The organism is Microbacterium sp. KKR3/1, from assembly GCF_021272365.1.
Lineage (GTDB): Bacteria > Actinomycetota > Actinomycetes > Actinomycetales > Microbacteriaceae > Microbacterium > Microbacterium aurugineum.
The window spans coordinates 591,931-606,773 of the sequence record NZ_JAJSDW010000002.1 but is presented as its reverse complement, the minus strand read 5'-3'; the positions used below and the strand labels follow the sequence as shown (position 1 = coordinate 606,773).

The window sequence follows — 14,843 nt, the reverse complement described above, 5'->3', positions numbered from 1 at the left end:
CGAGTCTCCTGAGCGGTCACGCGGCATGGGCCGTGCAGGGCACGGCCACGCAGGTCTCGCACACCACGAACTGCGAGCGGCACGACAGGTCGGGGCAGTTCGCGGTGCGCTTGGTCGGCACCCCGCACCCGACGCACTCCCCGATGACGCGCGCATGGTCCGAGAAGTCGACCGAACCGCGGCCGTCGAACACGTAGAGCGATCCGTCCCACAGCCCGTCGTCGCCGTACTTCTCGCCGTAGCGGACGATGCCGCCCTCGAGCTGGTACACCTCGCCGAAGCCGCGCGCCGTCATCAGGCTCGACAGCACCTCGCAGCGGATGCCGCCGGTGCAGTAGGTGACGACGGGTTTGCCCTTGAGATCGTCGTAGGCACCGGAGTCGAGCAGTCTCACGAAGTCCCTGGTCGTCTCGGTGTCGGGCACGACCGCGCCGCGGAACCTCCCGATCTGCGCCTCGAGGGCGTTCCGGCCGTCGAAGAAGACCACCTCGTCTCCGCGCTCGTCGATCAGTCCGTGCAGCTCTTCGGGCGTCAGTCGGGTGCCTCCGCCGACGACCCCGTGCTCATCGACGCGCAGTTCACCGGGCGCACCGAAGGAGACGATCTCGTCGCGCACCTTCACGCTGAGCTTGGGGAAATCGAGGCTGCGCCCCTCAGCATCCAGCCCCGTCCCCTCACTCCATTTGATGTCCGCATCGGCGAACGGGCCGTAGGAGCGGAACGATCGCAGCCACTTCTTCAACACGCCGATGTCGCCGCCGAGGGTGCCGTTGATCCCGTCCTTCGAGATGAGCAGGCGCCCACGCAGGCCGAGCGCCTCGCCGAGGTCGCGTTGCCAGACACGGACGGCCTCGGGATCGGCGAGGGGCGTGAACGCGTAGAAGAGGACGATCTTGGGGGTTGCCACCTAGGGATCCTACGTCGTCACCCCGAGCGGTTCCGAACCCCGGTGCGGCTCGAGACCGCTACGTCACGTCGCGTTTCAAGAAGGTGACTCCCCCCGCGACGAGAGCCGCCAGCATCCATCCGACGACGACCGGCACAGAGCCACCGGGTCCGTCGGCTGGCGACACCCCCACAGCCGTGACGTCGAACCCGAAAGCGTCGAGCAGCGCGATCAGCGGGAAGCCGTGGGCAGCGGCGCTCCAGAACATCGCGACGAGGACGGCGCTGCCCAGAGACATCGACGCGACGAAGAGCGCCACGAGATGGTTCTGGACGACGATGCCCACCCCCAGTCCCCAGAGGCCGGCGCCTGCGCCGACGGCCAGTGCGGATCCCACCGATGCCCAGCCCACCGGGACACCGCCCATCGCGACGGCCAGCGCGATGTGGCCACCGGCGAGTCCCGCGAGAGCGACGACGGCGCCGCCGAGAGCAGACCCGAGTGTCCGGCTGAGCAGCGTCGCCCACCGGGGTTGCAGCATCAGCCGCTGCGCGACGACGCCATCCCGCCGGTCGACGGTGTAGCGGAAGGAACCGTAGACCGCCGCCAGCACCGCACCATAGGTCGCGAGCACCGCGCTGAACGGCGCACTGAGTGCGGCGCGGACCTCGGCCGGTGCCTCGACGAGCTCCGCAGGAACGCTCGTCGCCATCGAAGTCGACAACACGAAGGCGGCCGCGACCACCCAGAGGAGGACGATGTCGCCGGTCACACCGCGCGCGTGGGCTCGGAGCGCGCGGACGATCATCCCACCCTCCTGCGACCACCGGTGCACGCCACCGCGACCAGCCCTGCGGTCCACGCGAGTGCGACGACGAGCGCCGGGCCGAACTCGAGCAGGCGGCCCTGATACCCGGGCACGCCCAATGCCGCGAGCGCCAACCCGGGCGAGAACTTCGCCACCTCCGGCACCGTGCGCAGCAGTGCGAGTTCCCCCACCATCGGCAGGACGAGGACGAGGAAGGCCGTCGCGTAATAGTTGCGGGTGATCCAGCCGATGGAGCCCCCGATGAGCGCACCGAGCACGCCGCCGACCAGAGCTCCCGCGCAGAGGCGCCACCCGTCCGGCGGCAGAGTGAGCGACAGACCGCTCCGGCTCAAGAAGACGGCGACACCCGTGGTCCACACGACGAAGAGGCCGACGGACAGGGCGAGCGCGACGAGGACGCCCGCGACGAGCTTTCCGGCGAACGCACGCCGGAATCCGACGCTGGTGAGGGTCCGGTCCATCGAGCCGTAGTAGTACTCACGAGTGACGCCGTACGCGCCGACGAACGCCGCGGAGACCGCCGACCAGGCGAGAGGTTCCAGGAGACGAGTGGTCCCCGCGGCGGAATCGAGGCCGGCCACGTCGAGGCGCGATCCGTCGGAGAACAGCACGAAGGCGGGCAGGAGGAACGCGACGAGGTACACGGCGAGGAGGGAAAGCCCGCTCACGGAGCGCAGGGCCTCGCTCTGGATCGCGCCCCTCATACCGGCACTTCCTCGACGAGTTCGAAGTACTTGCTCTCCAGGGAGTCGCCATTGCTCGTGACCAGGTCGCCGAGTCGTCCGGCGAAGAGTGCTCGCCGTTTGATGACCACGACCTCATCCACGATGTGTTCGAGTTCGGACAGCTGATGACTGGCGACCAGCACGGTGCCGCCGCGTTCGGCGAAGCGGCGGAGGAACCTGCGCAGCCAGCGGATCCCGTCGGGGTCCAGACCGTTCGCCGGTTCGTCGAGGATGAGCGTGGGCGGCGCCCCGATGAGGGCGGCGGCCAGGCCGAGCCGCTGAGCCATCCCCGTCGAGAACGTCTTCACGCGACGACGCGCGTCGGCGGTGAGCCCGACCTCCTCGAGGACCTCGTCGGTCCGGCCGCGCGGCGCACCGGCCGCGAGCCGACAGATCTCCAGGTGCCGCCGTGCAGTGATGCCCGCCTCGAAACCGAAGCCGTCCATGTGCACACCGACGTGCGATGCGGGGTTGTCGAGCGCCGAGAACGGAACACCGTCGATGAGGCTCTCGCCGCTCGTCGGCCGGAGCAAGCCGACGATCGTGCGCAGCGTCGTCGATTTGCCCGCGCCGTTCGGCCCCAGGAGCCCGACGATCGTCCCGCGCGGCACGACGAAGGACAGGTCTTCGACGGCGGTCCGGCGGCCGTACCTCTTCGTGAGGCCTCGGACCTCGATCGCATGTTCAGTCATCTTCCTGCCTCTCGTGCTTCTGGTCCAGAAGGGCGGACAACGGCGACACCACGCCGGTCGCCCAGAGCGTCTGCCACAGACTCCTCGTGCCGAGCGCGACCTGCGCCCGTCCGGTCGGCGGCGTGCTCCCGCCGCCGTCGTCCACGTCGACGCCGGCGATGACCGTTGCGGGGACGTCCACGCCGTCCGCCGCGACGGGGACGAGCACCGCCCAGGGGACCTCCGTCGGCATCGGCGGCTCCGGCCCGATGGTCCCCCCGGCGACCCGCGAGCTCGCGAGGAGCCCGGCGCTCATCAGCTCGACCGGGGCTCCGTCCGGCACCTCCGCCTCGGCGGCGGTGCCCGGCTGCACGAGGAGCACACGGTCACCGCGGGTGACGAAACCGTACGTCGCCGTCACCGGCAGCGGGATCACGGCGCCCACGACCACGATGCTCGCGATCAGCGTCGCGCCGACGGCGAAGAAGCGGAGCCGGGAGACGCCCGACCGAAGGACGCGGCGCAGCGCCCTCGAGAGGATCACGATGCCGACGAGCACCACGGCAGCTTCCAGGACGACGACGAGGACCCCCAGCACCGGTCCGCCTCCGGCGAGCGCTCGCACCACGCGGGAGACCGCGAACAGCACGAGCGCGATCGGGGCGACGAGACAGGCGAGACCGAACGGCACGCTCCACCACCGATCGAGGCTCCGTGCGGTCCGCGGACCGCCGAACAGGATCCGGGTCAGGAAGTCCACTCCGTCGTGAATCGTCCGGTCCCGGAGGTTCGGTTCGTCGAGCGCACTCATGAGCGCGATGTAGCCGTCGAATCGCACGAACGGAATCAGGTTGACCAGCACGATCGCGACGCAGGACACGGCGAGGAGCAACAGCGCCTGGTGGATCAGAGGGTCCGGAAGGACGAGCGCGGCGAGGAGGGCGACCGCGGCGGCGACGGCGTGCACGGCCGGCCCGGCGAGCGCGACCGCGACACGTTGCCAACGGTCGGAGAGGCGCCAGCCGTCGGTCACATCGACGAAGAAGGCGGGGGTGAGGTAGTAGAGCATGAAACCCGCGCGGCGCGGTTCGCCGCCGAACCGTGTGAGCGCGAGCCCATGAGCGCTCTCGTGGAGCAGCGTCATGACGGACAATGCGATGACGACGCCCACGAGTCCGGGCAACGACACCGGCATGGTCAGAACGTCCCACACCTCACCTGTCTGCAGGGCCGCAGCGCCGAAGCCGAGGCAGAGCACCACCAGAAGGGATGCCAGAACCCCTCGGCGTGAGAGCGGGACGATCAGGCGATTCCAGCGGTCGAAGAACGCGGGTGCACGCAGCGTCGCGAACTGCAGCGTGAACGGGGGCCGATAGGTGACTCTGCCGGGCGGGGGCTTCGTGTCACCGGCCAGGAGCCCGCGGGCGCGGAAGCGCTGGATGAGCAGGAGGAAGTCCTCCCGCGGCTCGGATGCGGCGAAGCGCGTGTGCAGGTCGCGGAGCGTGGTCTCGCCGTCCATCGCCGTCAGCAGATCGACGACGGCCCGCGAGACCCTCGACGAGGGCACCCCCAGCAGCAGCGCGATCCACACCCCGGCCTCCCCCACTTCCTCGAACACGACACCGGGGGCGAGTAGCGGACGATCCTCGGCCGTGAGCGGCACCGGGGCGCGAGAGTCTCGCCGCCGAGCGAAACTAGGCGGTGTCATCGTCACGCGCCCGATCCCGGGTTCCGACCCACGTCGTCGTGAGGAGAAGGATGTCCGCTCCGGGGTGCGTCCGCACGGACGAGACGGCAGGTTCAGCGAAACCGGCGTCCACGAGCTCGCTGGAGAGGAACTCGTGGCTGAGCACACGCAGCCGACTCGTGAGCACGCGCACGTCGCCGCCCGCCACGACATCGGCGAGGCGCACCCAGTTGACCAGGCGAGCCCCGCCGTCCTCCTCCATCTGCTGCGAGAACAGATAGGTCTCCTCGCCGCCGGGTCCGGGACCGGGCCCGGGGACACGGATCTCCTGCTCGCTCGGCACCGTCAGGCTCTCCGCTGCGGCGCCTCCGGCGACGGAGAAGGCGAAGACCCCTCCCGGCGCGAGGTGGCGTCGCACACTCGCGTACAGGCGCGCCCTCCCCTCCCTGTCCAACAAGGTGATGGAGGTCGCACCGAGGACCACGAGGTCGTACGGACGCGGCAGGCTGAAGTCGCGCATGTCGGCGATCACGCAGTCGAGCCTCGGATGGTCGGGCAGGGCACGACGAAGGTGCGAGAGCATGTCGTCGGAGAGATCGAGCGCGGTCACCGATCGGCCGGAGCGCACCAGCGGGATCGTCAGCCTCCCGCTGCCGGCGGCCACATCGAGGACCGGACCCGCGGCTTCTCTCGCGAGCGCCAGCACCTCTCGGATCTCCGCGGCATCGGCGCCGACCAGTCGCTCGTAGAAGTCGGTCCCCTCGCCCGTGTACAGGTCCTGTTCCCGAGGGACCGCACCCGCCCGGTCGAGTCGCGCCGCGATGGCTTCGGTTATCGTTCCTGACATTCACCACACCTCTCCGCGGGAGTGAGGGGGTGCGGGCGCGCGGAACCGCCCGCACCCCGACCGGTCACGTCGCGATCGCCGCGGCACCGCCGACGATGGCGATGATGTAGCTGACGTGCTCCCACCACTCGAGTGGCGCGTCGATTCGTTCGAGTTCCTGGAACTCCAGCAGATCAGTCTGCATTTCGTACCTCCTTCATCACGTGGCGATGCGCTTCCTAGGTCAGCGCGAGAATTCCGATGATGACGCCGACAGCGAAGCCCCGCACGAAATCATCGGTGTTGTTCAGAGCGTCCATCGCCTCGAGTTCAGTGAATTCGAGCCTCTGCACTTCGGTGTTCATACCTCTCTCCTTCCTCGTCTCGATCTCCGTCGGGCGACGGGATCACGTCGCAGCGGCAGCGCCGATCCCGATGAGGATCAGCGCACTGATGGCGCCCTGATAGAAGCTCTCCCAGCTGGGAGCCTCCATGTCGTCCAGCTCCTGGAACCGGAGTCGCTCTTCCACGTCCTTGATCATCTCTTCACCTCCTCTGCACGGCAGTCGAGGGCCGGCGTTGATCGCCGGCACACGGATCGCTCCACCGGGAACCGCGGAGGACCTCACGGATGTCGTCGGCGACGAGGCCGGTGAGCATCGGGCGGCGATCTCCCCACGACGCCTCGGTGGACATCGAGATGCGGCCGACCTCCCGCGTGGTCGGTCGCGACGGAAGCGGGATATCCCAGCGCTCGAGGAGGGCGGCGATACCCGCGGCCGGTTCGAGAGGCAATGCCACCCCGCTCGCGACCCGCGACCAGAAGTCCTCGAGACTCTGCCGATCTCCCCAGCGGGTGTCACCCGCGCAGATACGACGCCAGACCGCGGCGATCACCGCTGCCGTGGCGACCATCTTGCGAGTCCTGAGCACGAAGGCCACTTCGTTCGCGACATACCAATGGCGAGCGCTGTAGGGATCCTGTCCGCGCAGAGCCGCACCACGTTGGGTCGCTGCGCTCAACCGTGCGAGGCGCAACCGCCCCGCAGACGAGCCGGCGTCCTGGGTGGCGGTCTCGAGGAGGGCTCTCCCGAGGATGACGGCCTCGCTGTTCCCCCGGGCGCTTCGTCGCGAACTCGTCGACGTACCGGCAAGACGCAGGAATGCCTCCAGCGCTCCCTCACGGACGGCGCCGTACGTGAGGGACTCCAGGCTGCGTGGATCGATGACGGCATGACGGGGTCTGAGCGAGCGTCCGACGATGAGCCGATAGCCGTTCCCGTTCTTGAGGATGCCGACGCTGTTCGTCTCCGACGAGGTGCCCAAAGTCGTCGGCACAGCGATGATCTCCACGGGCGGCGGCGCATCCGGCAGCACGGTCAGCGCGGACCTCTCCGCATGACCGATGGCATAGTCGAAGACCTTCCCCGGAGCGAGCGCGAGCGCGGCGATCTTGCTGGCGTCGAGCACGCTGCCCCCGCCGACGGCCACGATGACCTCGGGCGACCGACGAACGATGTGCCGCGCGATCCTGGAGACCGACGCGACATCCACCGACGGCGCGTCCACCGTGATGGTCCTCACCGCAGACCCGGCCCGGAAGGGAACCGTGACCGCCGAGTCCGCGATCACGAGGACCTCTCGTCCCGCGATGAGGTGCGTCATCACCTGATGCGCGACGCCGGGGCCGTGCCACAGGGTCGGGACGCGTCCGGTGAAGTGCGCGGTCATGCTGCCGCTTCCTGCACTCGCGCGAGGCCGGAGCGCACGGCGGCTTCCACCGTGCGGAGCTCCTCCGAGGTGAATCCGTAGGCCGGGATCAGCTCGATGGAGCTGGGGCCGGGCTGCACCAGGACGCCGTGGTCGGCGATGGCGGAGACCACACGGAGAACCTCGGAGGAGGACAGCCGGCGCTCATCGTGGTGTCGGAGCCCCATCCCCACGAAACAGCCCCGCCCCGTGACCTCCGTGATCAATCCGTCGGACTTCAGCGCCGTCGCCAGACGGAACAGCTCGGCCCCGAGTGCCTTCGTCGTCGTCTCCACGTCGATCCGACGCAGTTCCTCGAGCACCGCGGTGATGGCCGCCGCGCACACCGGCGTTCCCGCCTGCGTCTCCCCGTGGACGAAGGTCCACCCGCCTCGCGCGAACTCGGAGGCGACACGGGGACCCACGAGGATCGCGGCTGCACCCGTCGCGCCGTTCGTCAGTGCTTTCGAGAGGAGGAGCACGTCGGGAGCGGCCGGCCACTCGTCGGTGGCGAGCATCGCGCCGGTGCGCCCGAATCCCGTCGCGACCTCGTCGGCCACGAGCAGGAACCCGTATTCCTCGCGCAGCAGCACGAGGCGATCGATGAACGCCTCGGTCAGGGCATATGCGCCACTGCCCAGGACGGGCTCCACGACGACCGAGGCGACTCGGGACCCTTCCCGCTTCAACAGAGTGGCGAGCTCTTCACCGTCATCGCTGGACGAGACGTGCCGCACCGACCTGCGATCGACCGAGTAGACGGATTGCAGGAGGTCGTCTCCGCTGAGCGCGTGGCTGCCGTACATCGTGCCGTGGTAGCTGCCTTTCAGCCCGACGATGAGGGATCGGGATCCTGCGCCCTTCTGCGCCCAGTACTGTCGTGCGAGCTTCATGGCGGCATCGTTCGCGGCGCCGCCCGAGGTGGAGAAGATGACGCGGCTGTACCTGGTCGGGTCCGCGAGGTCGAGAAGACCTTCCGCGGCGGCTTCGGCATACCGATGCGACGCGCGGAACAGGGTCAGGTACGACGCATCGTGTGTGGCTCTGGCCACGGCCTCGCCGACGACCGGATTCCCGTACCCGAGAGGAACGTTCCAGAGCCCGCTCGTCGCGCACAGGCGTGTGGATCCGTCGGCGAACTCGATGCGATGTCCCGCGGCGCGGACGGCGACGCGATCGGGAGGGAAGGTCGCATCCGCGGGGAGCATCGAGCTCCACACGGCGTTCGGCACGCTCAACGCCGGATACCGTTCGCCGGGCGAGCGAGGCCCGCTCGGGTACCGAAGCGGATGTTGAGGATGGTGACGGCCTCGAGGCACAGGGCTCGCGCGTCGGCCACGGAGCCGCCCAGCTGCCGAGCCACGCGCTCCGCTGCGACCTCCGGCGTCGTGGACGTCTGCGTGACGGCGACCACCTGCGCGGCCACCGGGGACAGCAGCTGTCGACGCAACGTCCGCGTGTCTGCGAGGACGAAGCCGTCCGCGGTCTCGATCAGGAACGGATCCGCGGCCCAGGGATCGGCATCCGCGAGGCCGTCGTCGACGAGCGCCCACCCGAACCCCGAGATGCGGGCTTCGCCGTTGGCCAGGCGGAGCATCTTCACGAGGTCCGTCGCGCAGAGGTATCGCGTCGTCCCCTCGCGCAGCGTCCGATCGGCGACGAACGCCTCTCGAGGCACCGATCCTCCCAAGGCCACGGCCCGGGGTCGCGGCACGGCGAGCACGGCGGGCAGCTCGTCGACGGTTCCGAGGGGATCGCCCTGGACCCCGACGCTGACGGCGCCGTCCGCCCGCACTCTGATCGCGCTCGGGGTCGCGAGCTCGCCCGGTTCCGTGAGTGCGCCGCGGTCCGCCAGGAGGACTCGCGGATCGATCAGTGCCGAGGGAAACACGCCCGTCCGTCGCGCGAGCTCGGCATCGTCGAGGAGAGCCTGCCAGCTGACCGCGTCGAAGAGGCTGAGAGCGGTCGGCCCGGTGAACTGCAGGAATGCCGCAGCGACGTAGTCCTGGAGTTCGACGCCGCGCTCACCGAAGAACAACTCATCCCCGATGTCCTGCAGCGCGCCGGTGTACCGAACGACACGGGCCGGGCCGGCACAGGGCCTGCTCCCCTCGGGCAGAAGAATCACATCGTCTCGTCCTGCTGCGCCTGCGACACGATCCGCCTGCGCGCCGCTTTCGACCAGGAACACCCGCGCGTACCGGTCCGGCATCCCGGTGATCCACTCCCGGAGCGCCCGGGCTCCGACCAGGTCCGCCCCGGGCCCGCGGTGTGCGTCGCGCATCAGACGCGGTCCCGTCGACTCGCCGTCACGAGCGACACGTACAACTCGATCCACGGCCGATCGTCGAGATCCGCCTCGAGGACCCGCGGGTCCACGATGCGCGCGAATGCTCGACCACGACCGGCGTTCTCGGTGGCCACGGCCTCGATGTCTGCGCGCCCGTCGCCCACCCGTCCGAGCAGGAGTCCGTCAGGGCCGTCCCGGTACTCGCCGTCCGCGGTCACGTGCACGCGCACCAGAGAATCCGGTACCGGATACGCGCGGGTGAACGACGCGGCGGAATCCAGCAGCAGAGCACCGTCGAGGAGCCGTTCGGCGAAGATGCCGGTCGCCCGGGCCGTGTCGGCATCACGGAGGAATGCAGCGAGTCCTTCCGCAGACCCTTGTCGGACGACCGTGAGCCCGCCGCGGAAGCGGAAGCGACCGGCGAGGTAGTCCTGCAGCTGGAACGCGTGGCGCCCGCCGAAGCTCATCTCGTCGCCGGGCGCGTGAAGCGCCCCGGCGAACGGGACGACCCGAGGATCCACTTTCGGGAGGGACCCTGCAGGGACGAAGATCACATCGTCGCGTTCGGCGAGCGCCCGCACCTCGTCGAGGTGCACTGCGGACTCGAGGAAGAACACCGCGCACCCCGGAATCGCGCGCTCCGCGGTCACGTACTGCTCGAAGGCCGCCACCGTGCGGTGACTGTCCGGTCGTGCCGTGGTCGAGCTGGCGCGCATAATCTCCCCCAGTAGCGTCGGATGCGGTACGGCGTTGTTCCGTCCTCATCTGAGGCTATTGAGCACTCACACAACTAGCAATATATTCCATACGCGTCATATTGGTCATGACAGGATCGCATGCTGGGCGTCGTCACAGCGCTCTGTCACGTCGCGCTCCGCCGATCGGATAGGATGGACAGGTTGTTCCTTGGTGACGTGTCCGAGCGGCCGAAGGAGCACGCTTGGAAAGCGTGTGTTGTGCAAGCAACCGCGGGTTCGAATCCCGCCGTCACCGCCACACATGAAAGAGCCTCCGCGTCAGCGGGGGCTCTTTCATGTTTACCCGGATGCGGGGATTCGGGGAGGAGCGAGCGCAGTGAGCACCGGAGTCCCGCCGTCACCGCCACACGCGAAAGAGCCTCCGCGCCAGCGGAGGCTCTTTCGTTCATCCGGATGCGGCGTTCAGGCGTCGAAGCGCACGCCGTAGGTCTGTCCGCCCGGTTCCGCCGGGAGTCGCGTCATTCCGAGCCGTTCGTAGAACGCGGCGGCCCCCGCGTTGTTCGGGTCGATGCCCAAGTGCAGACCCTGGATGCCCCGACGCGTCAGCTCGGCGAACAGGGTCTCGATGAGGGCACGGCCGAGCCCTTGTCCCTGCGTCTCCGGAAGAAGGTCGATGTGCAGGTGGGCCGGGTGGTCTGCGGCATTCGGCTCGATGCCGGGCGCGCGACTGTAGCCGTAGTCGACCATCCGATCCTCGCGGGTGACCACCTCGGCCGGCCGGGGGTACCGCTCCTGACGCGTCGGCCACCACTCATCGCGGAACCAGGTGTAGAAGGCGTCGGTGTCGTCGGTCGCCACGATGTAGCCGATCGTGCGCCCGTCGTCGCTCTCGACCACCCAGGAGAGGTCCGGATGCCGCTCGGCGTAGGGGACCGCGAACAGGTCTCCCCAGAGCGCATCGTCGGAGAGCACCCCGGTCGCATCGACGCCGGCGTCAGCCGTCTTCACGCAGATCTCGTACAGCGCGGCGCGGTCGGTGGGGCGGTAGGGACGGATGCGCGACACGAAGGACTCCTCTGGACGACGGGCCCGTTCAGCCTATCGGCGCCGCGACCTCGGACCTCGGTTGCCGCACCCACGGGAGCAGCCACGCGGCCAGGACCAGGACCACCCCGGCGCCGACGAGCGCGCCGCCGAGCGTGTCGCTGGCCCAGTGCACCGACAGGAAGGTGCGCGAGAGTGCCATCGCGAGCACCCACAGCACGCCGAGGACCGCTGTCCAGACCCGCGGGAACAGCACCCAGACCACGAGCGCGATCGTCGCGGCGTTCGCCGTGTGGCCCGAGGGGAAGGAGCCGTAGTCGCTCACCACCAGCATGTCGTCGGGGCGGGCCCGCCCGAAGAGCAGCTTGAGCAGTTGCACCGCACCGGCACTCGCGGCGAAGCAGAGGGCGGCGAACGCCGCAGCCCGCCATCGGCGAGCGAGCACGAGAGCGATGATGGTCAGCAGCGGCACCGCGAAGATCGCCACCCAGCCGCCGCCGATCCAGTTCAGGACGAGGGCGAAGTCGACCATGCCGTCGGCACGGGCTGCGGCGATCATCTCGTTCCACCACCGGTCGAACCCCGGCGTCTCCGGATACGCGAACACGACCAGCGCACCGAGCGCCGTTGCGAGCGCGAGGAGGCCCACTCCCCACCACAGCAGCATCCGCCTGTCCATCGTCCTATTCTGTCGGACGATGCCTGGGCACTCAGGGAGTGAGCATCCCCACGGTGCGCGGACGCACGATGAACCACAGCGACAGGACACCGATCGCCGCACAACCGACCATCACGGAGGCCATGGTCGTCGCCGTGATCCCGGCGTCGTGCGAGAGCCAGCCCGCGAGCGGCGAGATGAGCCCCGCCACTCCGAAGTTCGTCGCCCCGATGATGGATGCCGCCGTCCCCGCAGCTTTGCCGTGCCGGTCGAGCGCCAGCACCTGCACGTTGGGGAACGTGAAACCGCACGCCGTCATGAAGACGAACAACGGGATCACCGTGCCCCATAGCCCGAGTCCGAGCTGGTCGGTGACGATGATCGCGACACCCGCCAGGAGCAGCACAGCGGTCGAGTAGGCCATGACCCACTGCGGTCCGAAGCGGGCGGCGAGCCGTGAGGCCGTCTGCACCCCGGCGACGACACCGAGCGAGTTCACGGCGAACAGCAGACCGTACTGCTGGGCGTCCAGCCCGTGGGTCACCTGGAAGAGGAACGGCGACGCCGAGAGGTACGAGAACAATCCGGAGAAGGTCATGCCGCCGATCACGAGCACGCCGAGGAAGACGCGATCAGAGAGCACCGAGCGGTAGCGCTGCGCCATCGTGGCGCCGCCGCCCTGCCGACGCGCGACCGGAAGCGTCTCCGGGATGAACAGGAGCGTGGACAGCAGCATCACGACGCCGTAGGCCGCGAGCACGCCGAAGATCCCCCGCCAGGGCATCAGGGTCAGCAACCAGGAGCCGATCAACGGTGCGATGACCGGTGCGACACCCGACACCAGCGCGAGACGCGAGAGCATGATGACCAGTCGCCGCCCGCCGAACAGGTCGCGCACGATCGCCATGGCCACCACTCCACCGGCGGCCGCTCCCACCCCCATCAGCACCCGAGCCGCGCTGAGCAGGCCGAGGTCCGGCGCGAGGGCCGCCCCCACGCTCGCGAGGACGTGCAGGGCGGTGACCACGATCAGCGGCACCCGGCGCCCGACCTTGTCGCTGAGGGGCCCGACGACGAGCTGACCCAGGGCGAAGCCGATCATCGTTCCGGTCAGGGTCAGCTGGATCGCGGCAGCCGTGGTCTGGAAGTCCTCCTCCAGCACCGGGAAGGCCGGGAGATAGAGGTCGATCGTGAACGGACCGAGCGCGGTCAGAGCTCCGAGCAGGACGATGTAGAGCGTCCGCCTGCCGAGGGAGATCGCATCTCCCGGGTGCAGCATGATCGGCGCCGTCGCGGGATTCGCGCCGAGGGTGCGGATCGCTCCGGTCGCCGTGGAGGTGCGGATGCTCCCGGTCGCGGTGCGCGCGGGCTGCGGAGTCTCTTCGGACTGCTGCTCCGACGAGGCGACGGGGATGGAGTCAGTGCGGGGCGCGTCGGACACGACGTCCTTCCAGAGTTCAGGGCTTTTGCGGATCGAATCGATTCGCCGCAGGAAGCCCCCATGCTAGCGCGTCCGTCTCCCCCGTCGCGGGATCAAATACGTCCCTCGCGACGACCCCGCAGGCACGTTACTGCTCCCGCACGCGCCTCACGCGCGCCAGCGCCTCGTCGAGGTCGGCGATCAGATCTCCGAGGTCTTCGATGCCGACGGAGAGCCGCACGACGTTCTCCGGGACGGCGAGCTCCGTTCCGCGCACCGACGCATGCGTCATGTCCGACGGATAGCCGATGAGCGACTCCACGCCGCCGAGCGACTCGGCGAGCTGGAACACCGAGGTGCTCTCGGCGAAGGCACGGGCAGCGTCGGCGCCGGCAGCGAGCCCGAGCGACAGCATGCCGCCGAAACCGCTCATCTGCGCGGCGGCGATCTCATGCCCGGGGTGCGAGGCGAGTCCCGGGAAGTACACCTGCGAGAACTCCGGCTTCGCCGCCGCCCACTCCGCGATCGCCTGCGCGTTCTCGGAATGCTGCCGCATGCGCAGCGCGAGTGTCTTGATGCCACGGGTCGTCAGCCACGCATCCATCGGCGCGGACACCGCACCCACGGCGAACTGCTGGAACTTGACCTGCTCGACGTAGCGGTCATCGCCGAACACGACCGCACCGCCGAGCACGTCGGAGTGCCCGCCCAGGTACTTCGTCGTGGAGTGCACGACCAGATCGGCACCGAGCGCGAGGGGCTGCTGCAGCGCAGGAGAGGCGAAGGTGTTGTCCACGACCACGATCGCACCGGCCGCGTGCGCGAGCTCGGTGATCACGGCGATGTCGACGATCTTCAGCAGAGGGTTGCTCGGCGTCTCCAGCCACACGATCTTCGTCTCCGGACGGATCGCGGCACGGAGCAGGTCCACGTCCGAGAGCTCGACCGTCGTCGTCTCCACACCCCAGGGAGCCAGCACCCGGGTGAGCAGACGGTAGGTGCCGCCGTACACCTCGTTCCCGAGCAGGACATGATCTCCGGGCTTCAGGATTCCCCGCAGCAGCGCGTCCTCCGCCGCGAGCCCCGAGGCGAAGGAGAGCGCGCTCACTCCGCCTTCGAGAGCCGCGAGCTGGGTCTCGAGGGAGGAACGCGTGGGGTTGCCCGCACGGTTGTACTCGTAACCCTCGCGGAAGCCGCCGATACCGTCCTGCACGTGCGTGGAGGACTGGTAGATCGGCGGGATGATCGCCCCCGTCGTCGGGTCGGCAGCTTGTCCTGCGTGGATGGCGCGGGTGGCGAAGGCGTGGTCGGACATGACCTCAGCCTACGTCCGCGCCCGGAGCCGCGGACGTCCCGTTAC

17 protein-coding genes and 1 tRNA gene are annotated in these 14,843 nt (G+C 69.3%); 1 reads left to right on the top strand and 17 read right to left on the bottom strand.

The annotated features are described in order from the left end of the window. Positions 1–16: 16 nt before the first annotated feature. From LVJ59_RS14665 to LVJ59_RS14620, 13 genes are all read right to left on the bottom strand, one after another. Entirely contained in the window at positions 17–907 is an 891-nt protein-coding gene (locus LVJ59_RS14665; protein WP_232763584.1) for a rhodanese-related sulfurtransferase, read from the bottom strand. Positions 908–965: 58 nt separating this feature from the next. Next, entirely contained in the window at positions 966–1,694 is a 729-nt protein-coding gene (locus tag LVJ59_RS14660; RefSeq protein ID WP_232763583.1) for a hypothetical protein, read from the bottom strand. Beyond that, positions 1,691–2,419, bottom strand: a complete 729-nt coding sequence (locus tag LVJ59_RS14655; RefSeq protein ID WP_232763582.1) for an ABC transporter permease — start codon at positions 2,417–2,419, stop codon at positions 1,691–1,693. The genes LVJ59_RS14660 and LVJ59_RS14655 overlap by 4 nt, the downstream gene beginning before the upstream one ends. Continuing rightward, positions 2,416–3,132 (bottom strand): ATP-binding cassette domain-containing protein, encoded by a 717-nt coding sequence (locus LVJ59_RS14650; RefSeq protein WP_131491384.1) that lies wholly within the window; start codon positions 3,130–3,132, stop codon positions 2,416–2,418. Before LVJ59_RS14650 ends, LVJ59_RS14655 begins: the two co-directional genes overlap by 4 nt. Next, on the bottom strand, positions 3,125–4,774 hold the full coding sequence (mpaP, locus tag LVJ59_RS14645; RefSeq protein ID WP_232763581.1) for a daptide biosynthesis intramembrane metalloprotease: 1,650 nt from the start codon (positions 4,772–4,774) through the stop codon (positions 3,125–3,127). Before mpaP ends, LVJ59_RS14650 begins: the two co-directional genes overlap by 8 nt. A gap of 31 nt (positions 4,775–4,805) precedes the next feature. Next, positions 4,806–5,645 (bottom strand): daptide-type RiPP biosynthesis methyltransferase, encoded by an 840-nt coding sequence (gene mpaM / locus LVJ59_RS14640; protein WP_232763580.1) that lies wholly within the window; start codon positions 5,643–5,645, stop codon positions 4,806–4,808. A 64-nt stretch (positions 5,646–5,709) separates the two neighbouring features. Continuing rightward, entirely contained in the window at positions 5,710–5,829 is a 120-nt protein-coding gene (gene mpaA3 / locus LVJ59_RS18135; RefSeq protein ID WP_308191516.1) for an MpaA3 family daptide-type RiPP, read from the bottom strand. A gap of 34 nt (positions 5,830–5,863) precedes the next feature. Next, entirely contained in the window at positions 5,864–5,989 is a 126-nt protein-coding gene (gene mpaA2 / locus LVJ59_RS18000; protein WP_261812218.1) for an MpaA2 family daptide-type RiPP, read from the bottom strand. Positions 5,990–6,031: 42 nt separating this feature from the next. Continuing rightward, complete coding sequence (mpaA1, locus tag LVJ59_RS17995; protein ID WP_261812217.1) at positions 6,032–6,166, bottom strand: MpaA1 family daptide-type RiPP; 135 nt, start codon at positions 6,164–6,166, stop codon at positions 6,032–6,034. Between the two features lie 4 nt (positions 6,167–6,170). Continuing rightward, on the bottom strand, positions 6,171–7,355 hold the full coding sequence (gene mpaC, locus LVJ59_RS14635) for a daptide-type RiPP biosynthesis dehydogenase (RefSeq protein ID WP_232763579.1): 1,185 nt from the start codon (positions 7,353–7,355) through the stop codon (positions 6,171–6,173). After that, complete coding sequence (gene mpaD, locus LVJ59_RS14630) at positions 7,352–8,605, bottom strand: daptide-type RiPP biosynthesis aminotransferase (RefSeq protein ID WP_232763619.1); 1,254 nt, start codon at positions 8,603–8,605, stop codon at positions 7,352–7,354. Before mpaD ends, mpaC begins: the two co-directional genes overlap by 4 nt. 2 nt (positions 8,606–8,607) lie before the next feature. Continuing rightward, positions 8,608–9,657, bottom strand: a complete 1,050-nt coding sequence (gene mpaB, locus LVJ59_RS14625; protein WP_269816950.1) for a daptide biosynthesis RiPP recognition protein — start codon at positions 9,655–9,657, stop codon at positions 8,608–8,610. Next, complete coding sequence (locus LVJ59_RS14620) at positions 9,657–10,379, bottom strand: hypothetical protein (protein ID WP_153242748.1); 723 nt, start codon at positions 10,377–10,379, stop codon at positions 9,657–9,659. The genes mpaB and LVJ59_RS14620 overlap by 1 nt, the downstream gene beginning before the upstream one ends. Positions 10,380–10,571: 192 nt before the next feature. Between LVJ59_RS14620 and LVJ59_RS14615 the strand changes: the two genes are divergently transcribed. Next, positions 10,572–10,659: transfer RNA gene (locus LVJ59_RS14615), tRNA-Ser, on the top strand. 164 nt (positions 10,660–10,823) lie between these two features. Here LVJ59_RS14615 and LVJ59_RS14610 read toward each other — a convergent pair. The 4 genes from LVJ59_RS14610 to LVJ59_RS14595 form a co-directional block, all read right to left on the bottom strand. Continuing rightward, positions 10,824–11,426, bottom strand: coding sequence for a GNAT family N-acetyltransferase (locus tag LVJ59_RS14610; RefSeq protein WP_232763577.1), 603 nt, complete (start codon positions 11,424–11,426; stop codon positions 10,824–10,826). A 28-nt stretch (positions 11,427–11,454) separates the two neighbouring features. Then, positions 11,455–12,084, bottom strand: coding sequence for a phosphatase PAP2 family protein (locus tag LVJ59_RS14605; RefSeq protein ID WP_232763576.1), 630 nt, complete (start codon positions 12,082–12,084; stop codon positions 11,455–11,457). Between the two features lie 31 nt (positions 12,085–12,115). Next, entirely contained in the window at positions 12,116–13,504 is a 1,389-nt protein-coding gene (locus tag LVJ59_RS14600) for a multidrug effflux MFS transporter (protein ID WP_232763575.1), read from the bottom strand. 127 nt (positions 13,505–13,631) lie between these two features. Then, positions 13,632–14,798 (bottom strand): cystathionine gamma-synthase, encoded by a 1,167-nt coding sequence (locus LVJ59_RS14595; protein WP_232763574.1) that lies wholly within the window; start codon positions 14,796–14,798, stop codon positions 13,632–13,634. Positions 14,799–14,843 lie beyond the last annotated feature (45 nt).

What these genes read in the sequence shown, in the direction of transcription:
- mpaA2 (WP_261812218.1), bottom strand. Translation starts at nt 5,989, where the DNA reads ATGAACACCGAAGTGCAGAGGCTCGAATTCACTGAACTCGAGGCGATG.
- mpaB (WP_269816950.1), bottom strand. Translation starts at nt 9,657, where the DNA reads ATGCGCGACGCACACCGCGGGCCCGGGGCGGACCTGGTCGGAGCCCGG.
- LVJ59_RS14660 (WP_232763583.1), bottom strand. Translation starts at nt 1,694, where the DNA reads ATGATCGTCCGCGCGCTCCGAGCCCACGCGCGCGGTGTGACCGGCGAC.
- LVJ59_RS14595 (WP_232763574.1), bottom strand. Translation starts at nt 14,798, where the DNA reads ATGTCCGACCACGCCTTCGCCACCCGCGCCATCCACGCAGGACAAGCT.
- LVJ59_RS14605 (WP_232763576.1), bottom strand. Translation starts at nt 12,084, where the DNA reads ATGGACAGGCGGATGCTGCTGTGGTGGGGAGTGGGCCTCCTCGCGCTC.
- LVJ59_RS14650 (WP_131491384.1), bottom strand. Translation starts at nt 3,132, where the DNA reads ATGACTGAACATGCGATCGAGGTCCGAGGCCTCACGAAGAGGTACGGC.
- mpaA1 (WP_261812217.1), bottom strand. Translation starts at nt 6,166, where the DNA reads ATGATCAAGGACGTGGAAGAGCGACTCCGGTTCCAGGAGCTGGACGAC.
- mpaC (WP_232763579.1), bottom strand. Translation starts at nt 7,355, where the DNA reads ATGACCGCGCACTTCACCGGACGCGTCCCGACCCTGTGGCACGGCCCC.
- LVJ59_RS14655 (WP_232763582.1), bottom strand. Translation starts at nt 2,419, where the DNA reads ATGAGGGGCGCGATCCAGAGCGAGGCCCTGCGCTCCGTGAGCGGGCTT.
- LVJ59_RS14620 (WP_153242748.1), bottom strand. Translation starts at nt 10,379, where the DNA reads ATGCGCGCCAGCTCGACCACGGCACGACCGGACAGTCACCGCACGGTG.
- mpaA3 (WP_308191516.1), bottom strand. Translation starts at nt 5,829, where the DNA reads ATGCAGACTGATCTGCTGGAGTTCCAGGAACTCGAACGAATCGACGCG.
- mpaM (WP_232763580.1), bottom strand. Translation starts at nt 5,645, where the DNA reads ATGTCAGGAACGATAACCGAAGCCATCGCGGCGCGACTCGACCGGGCG.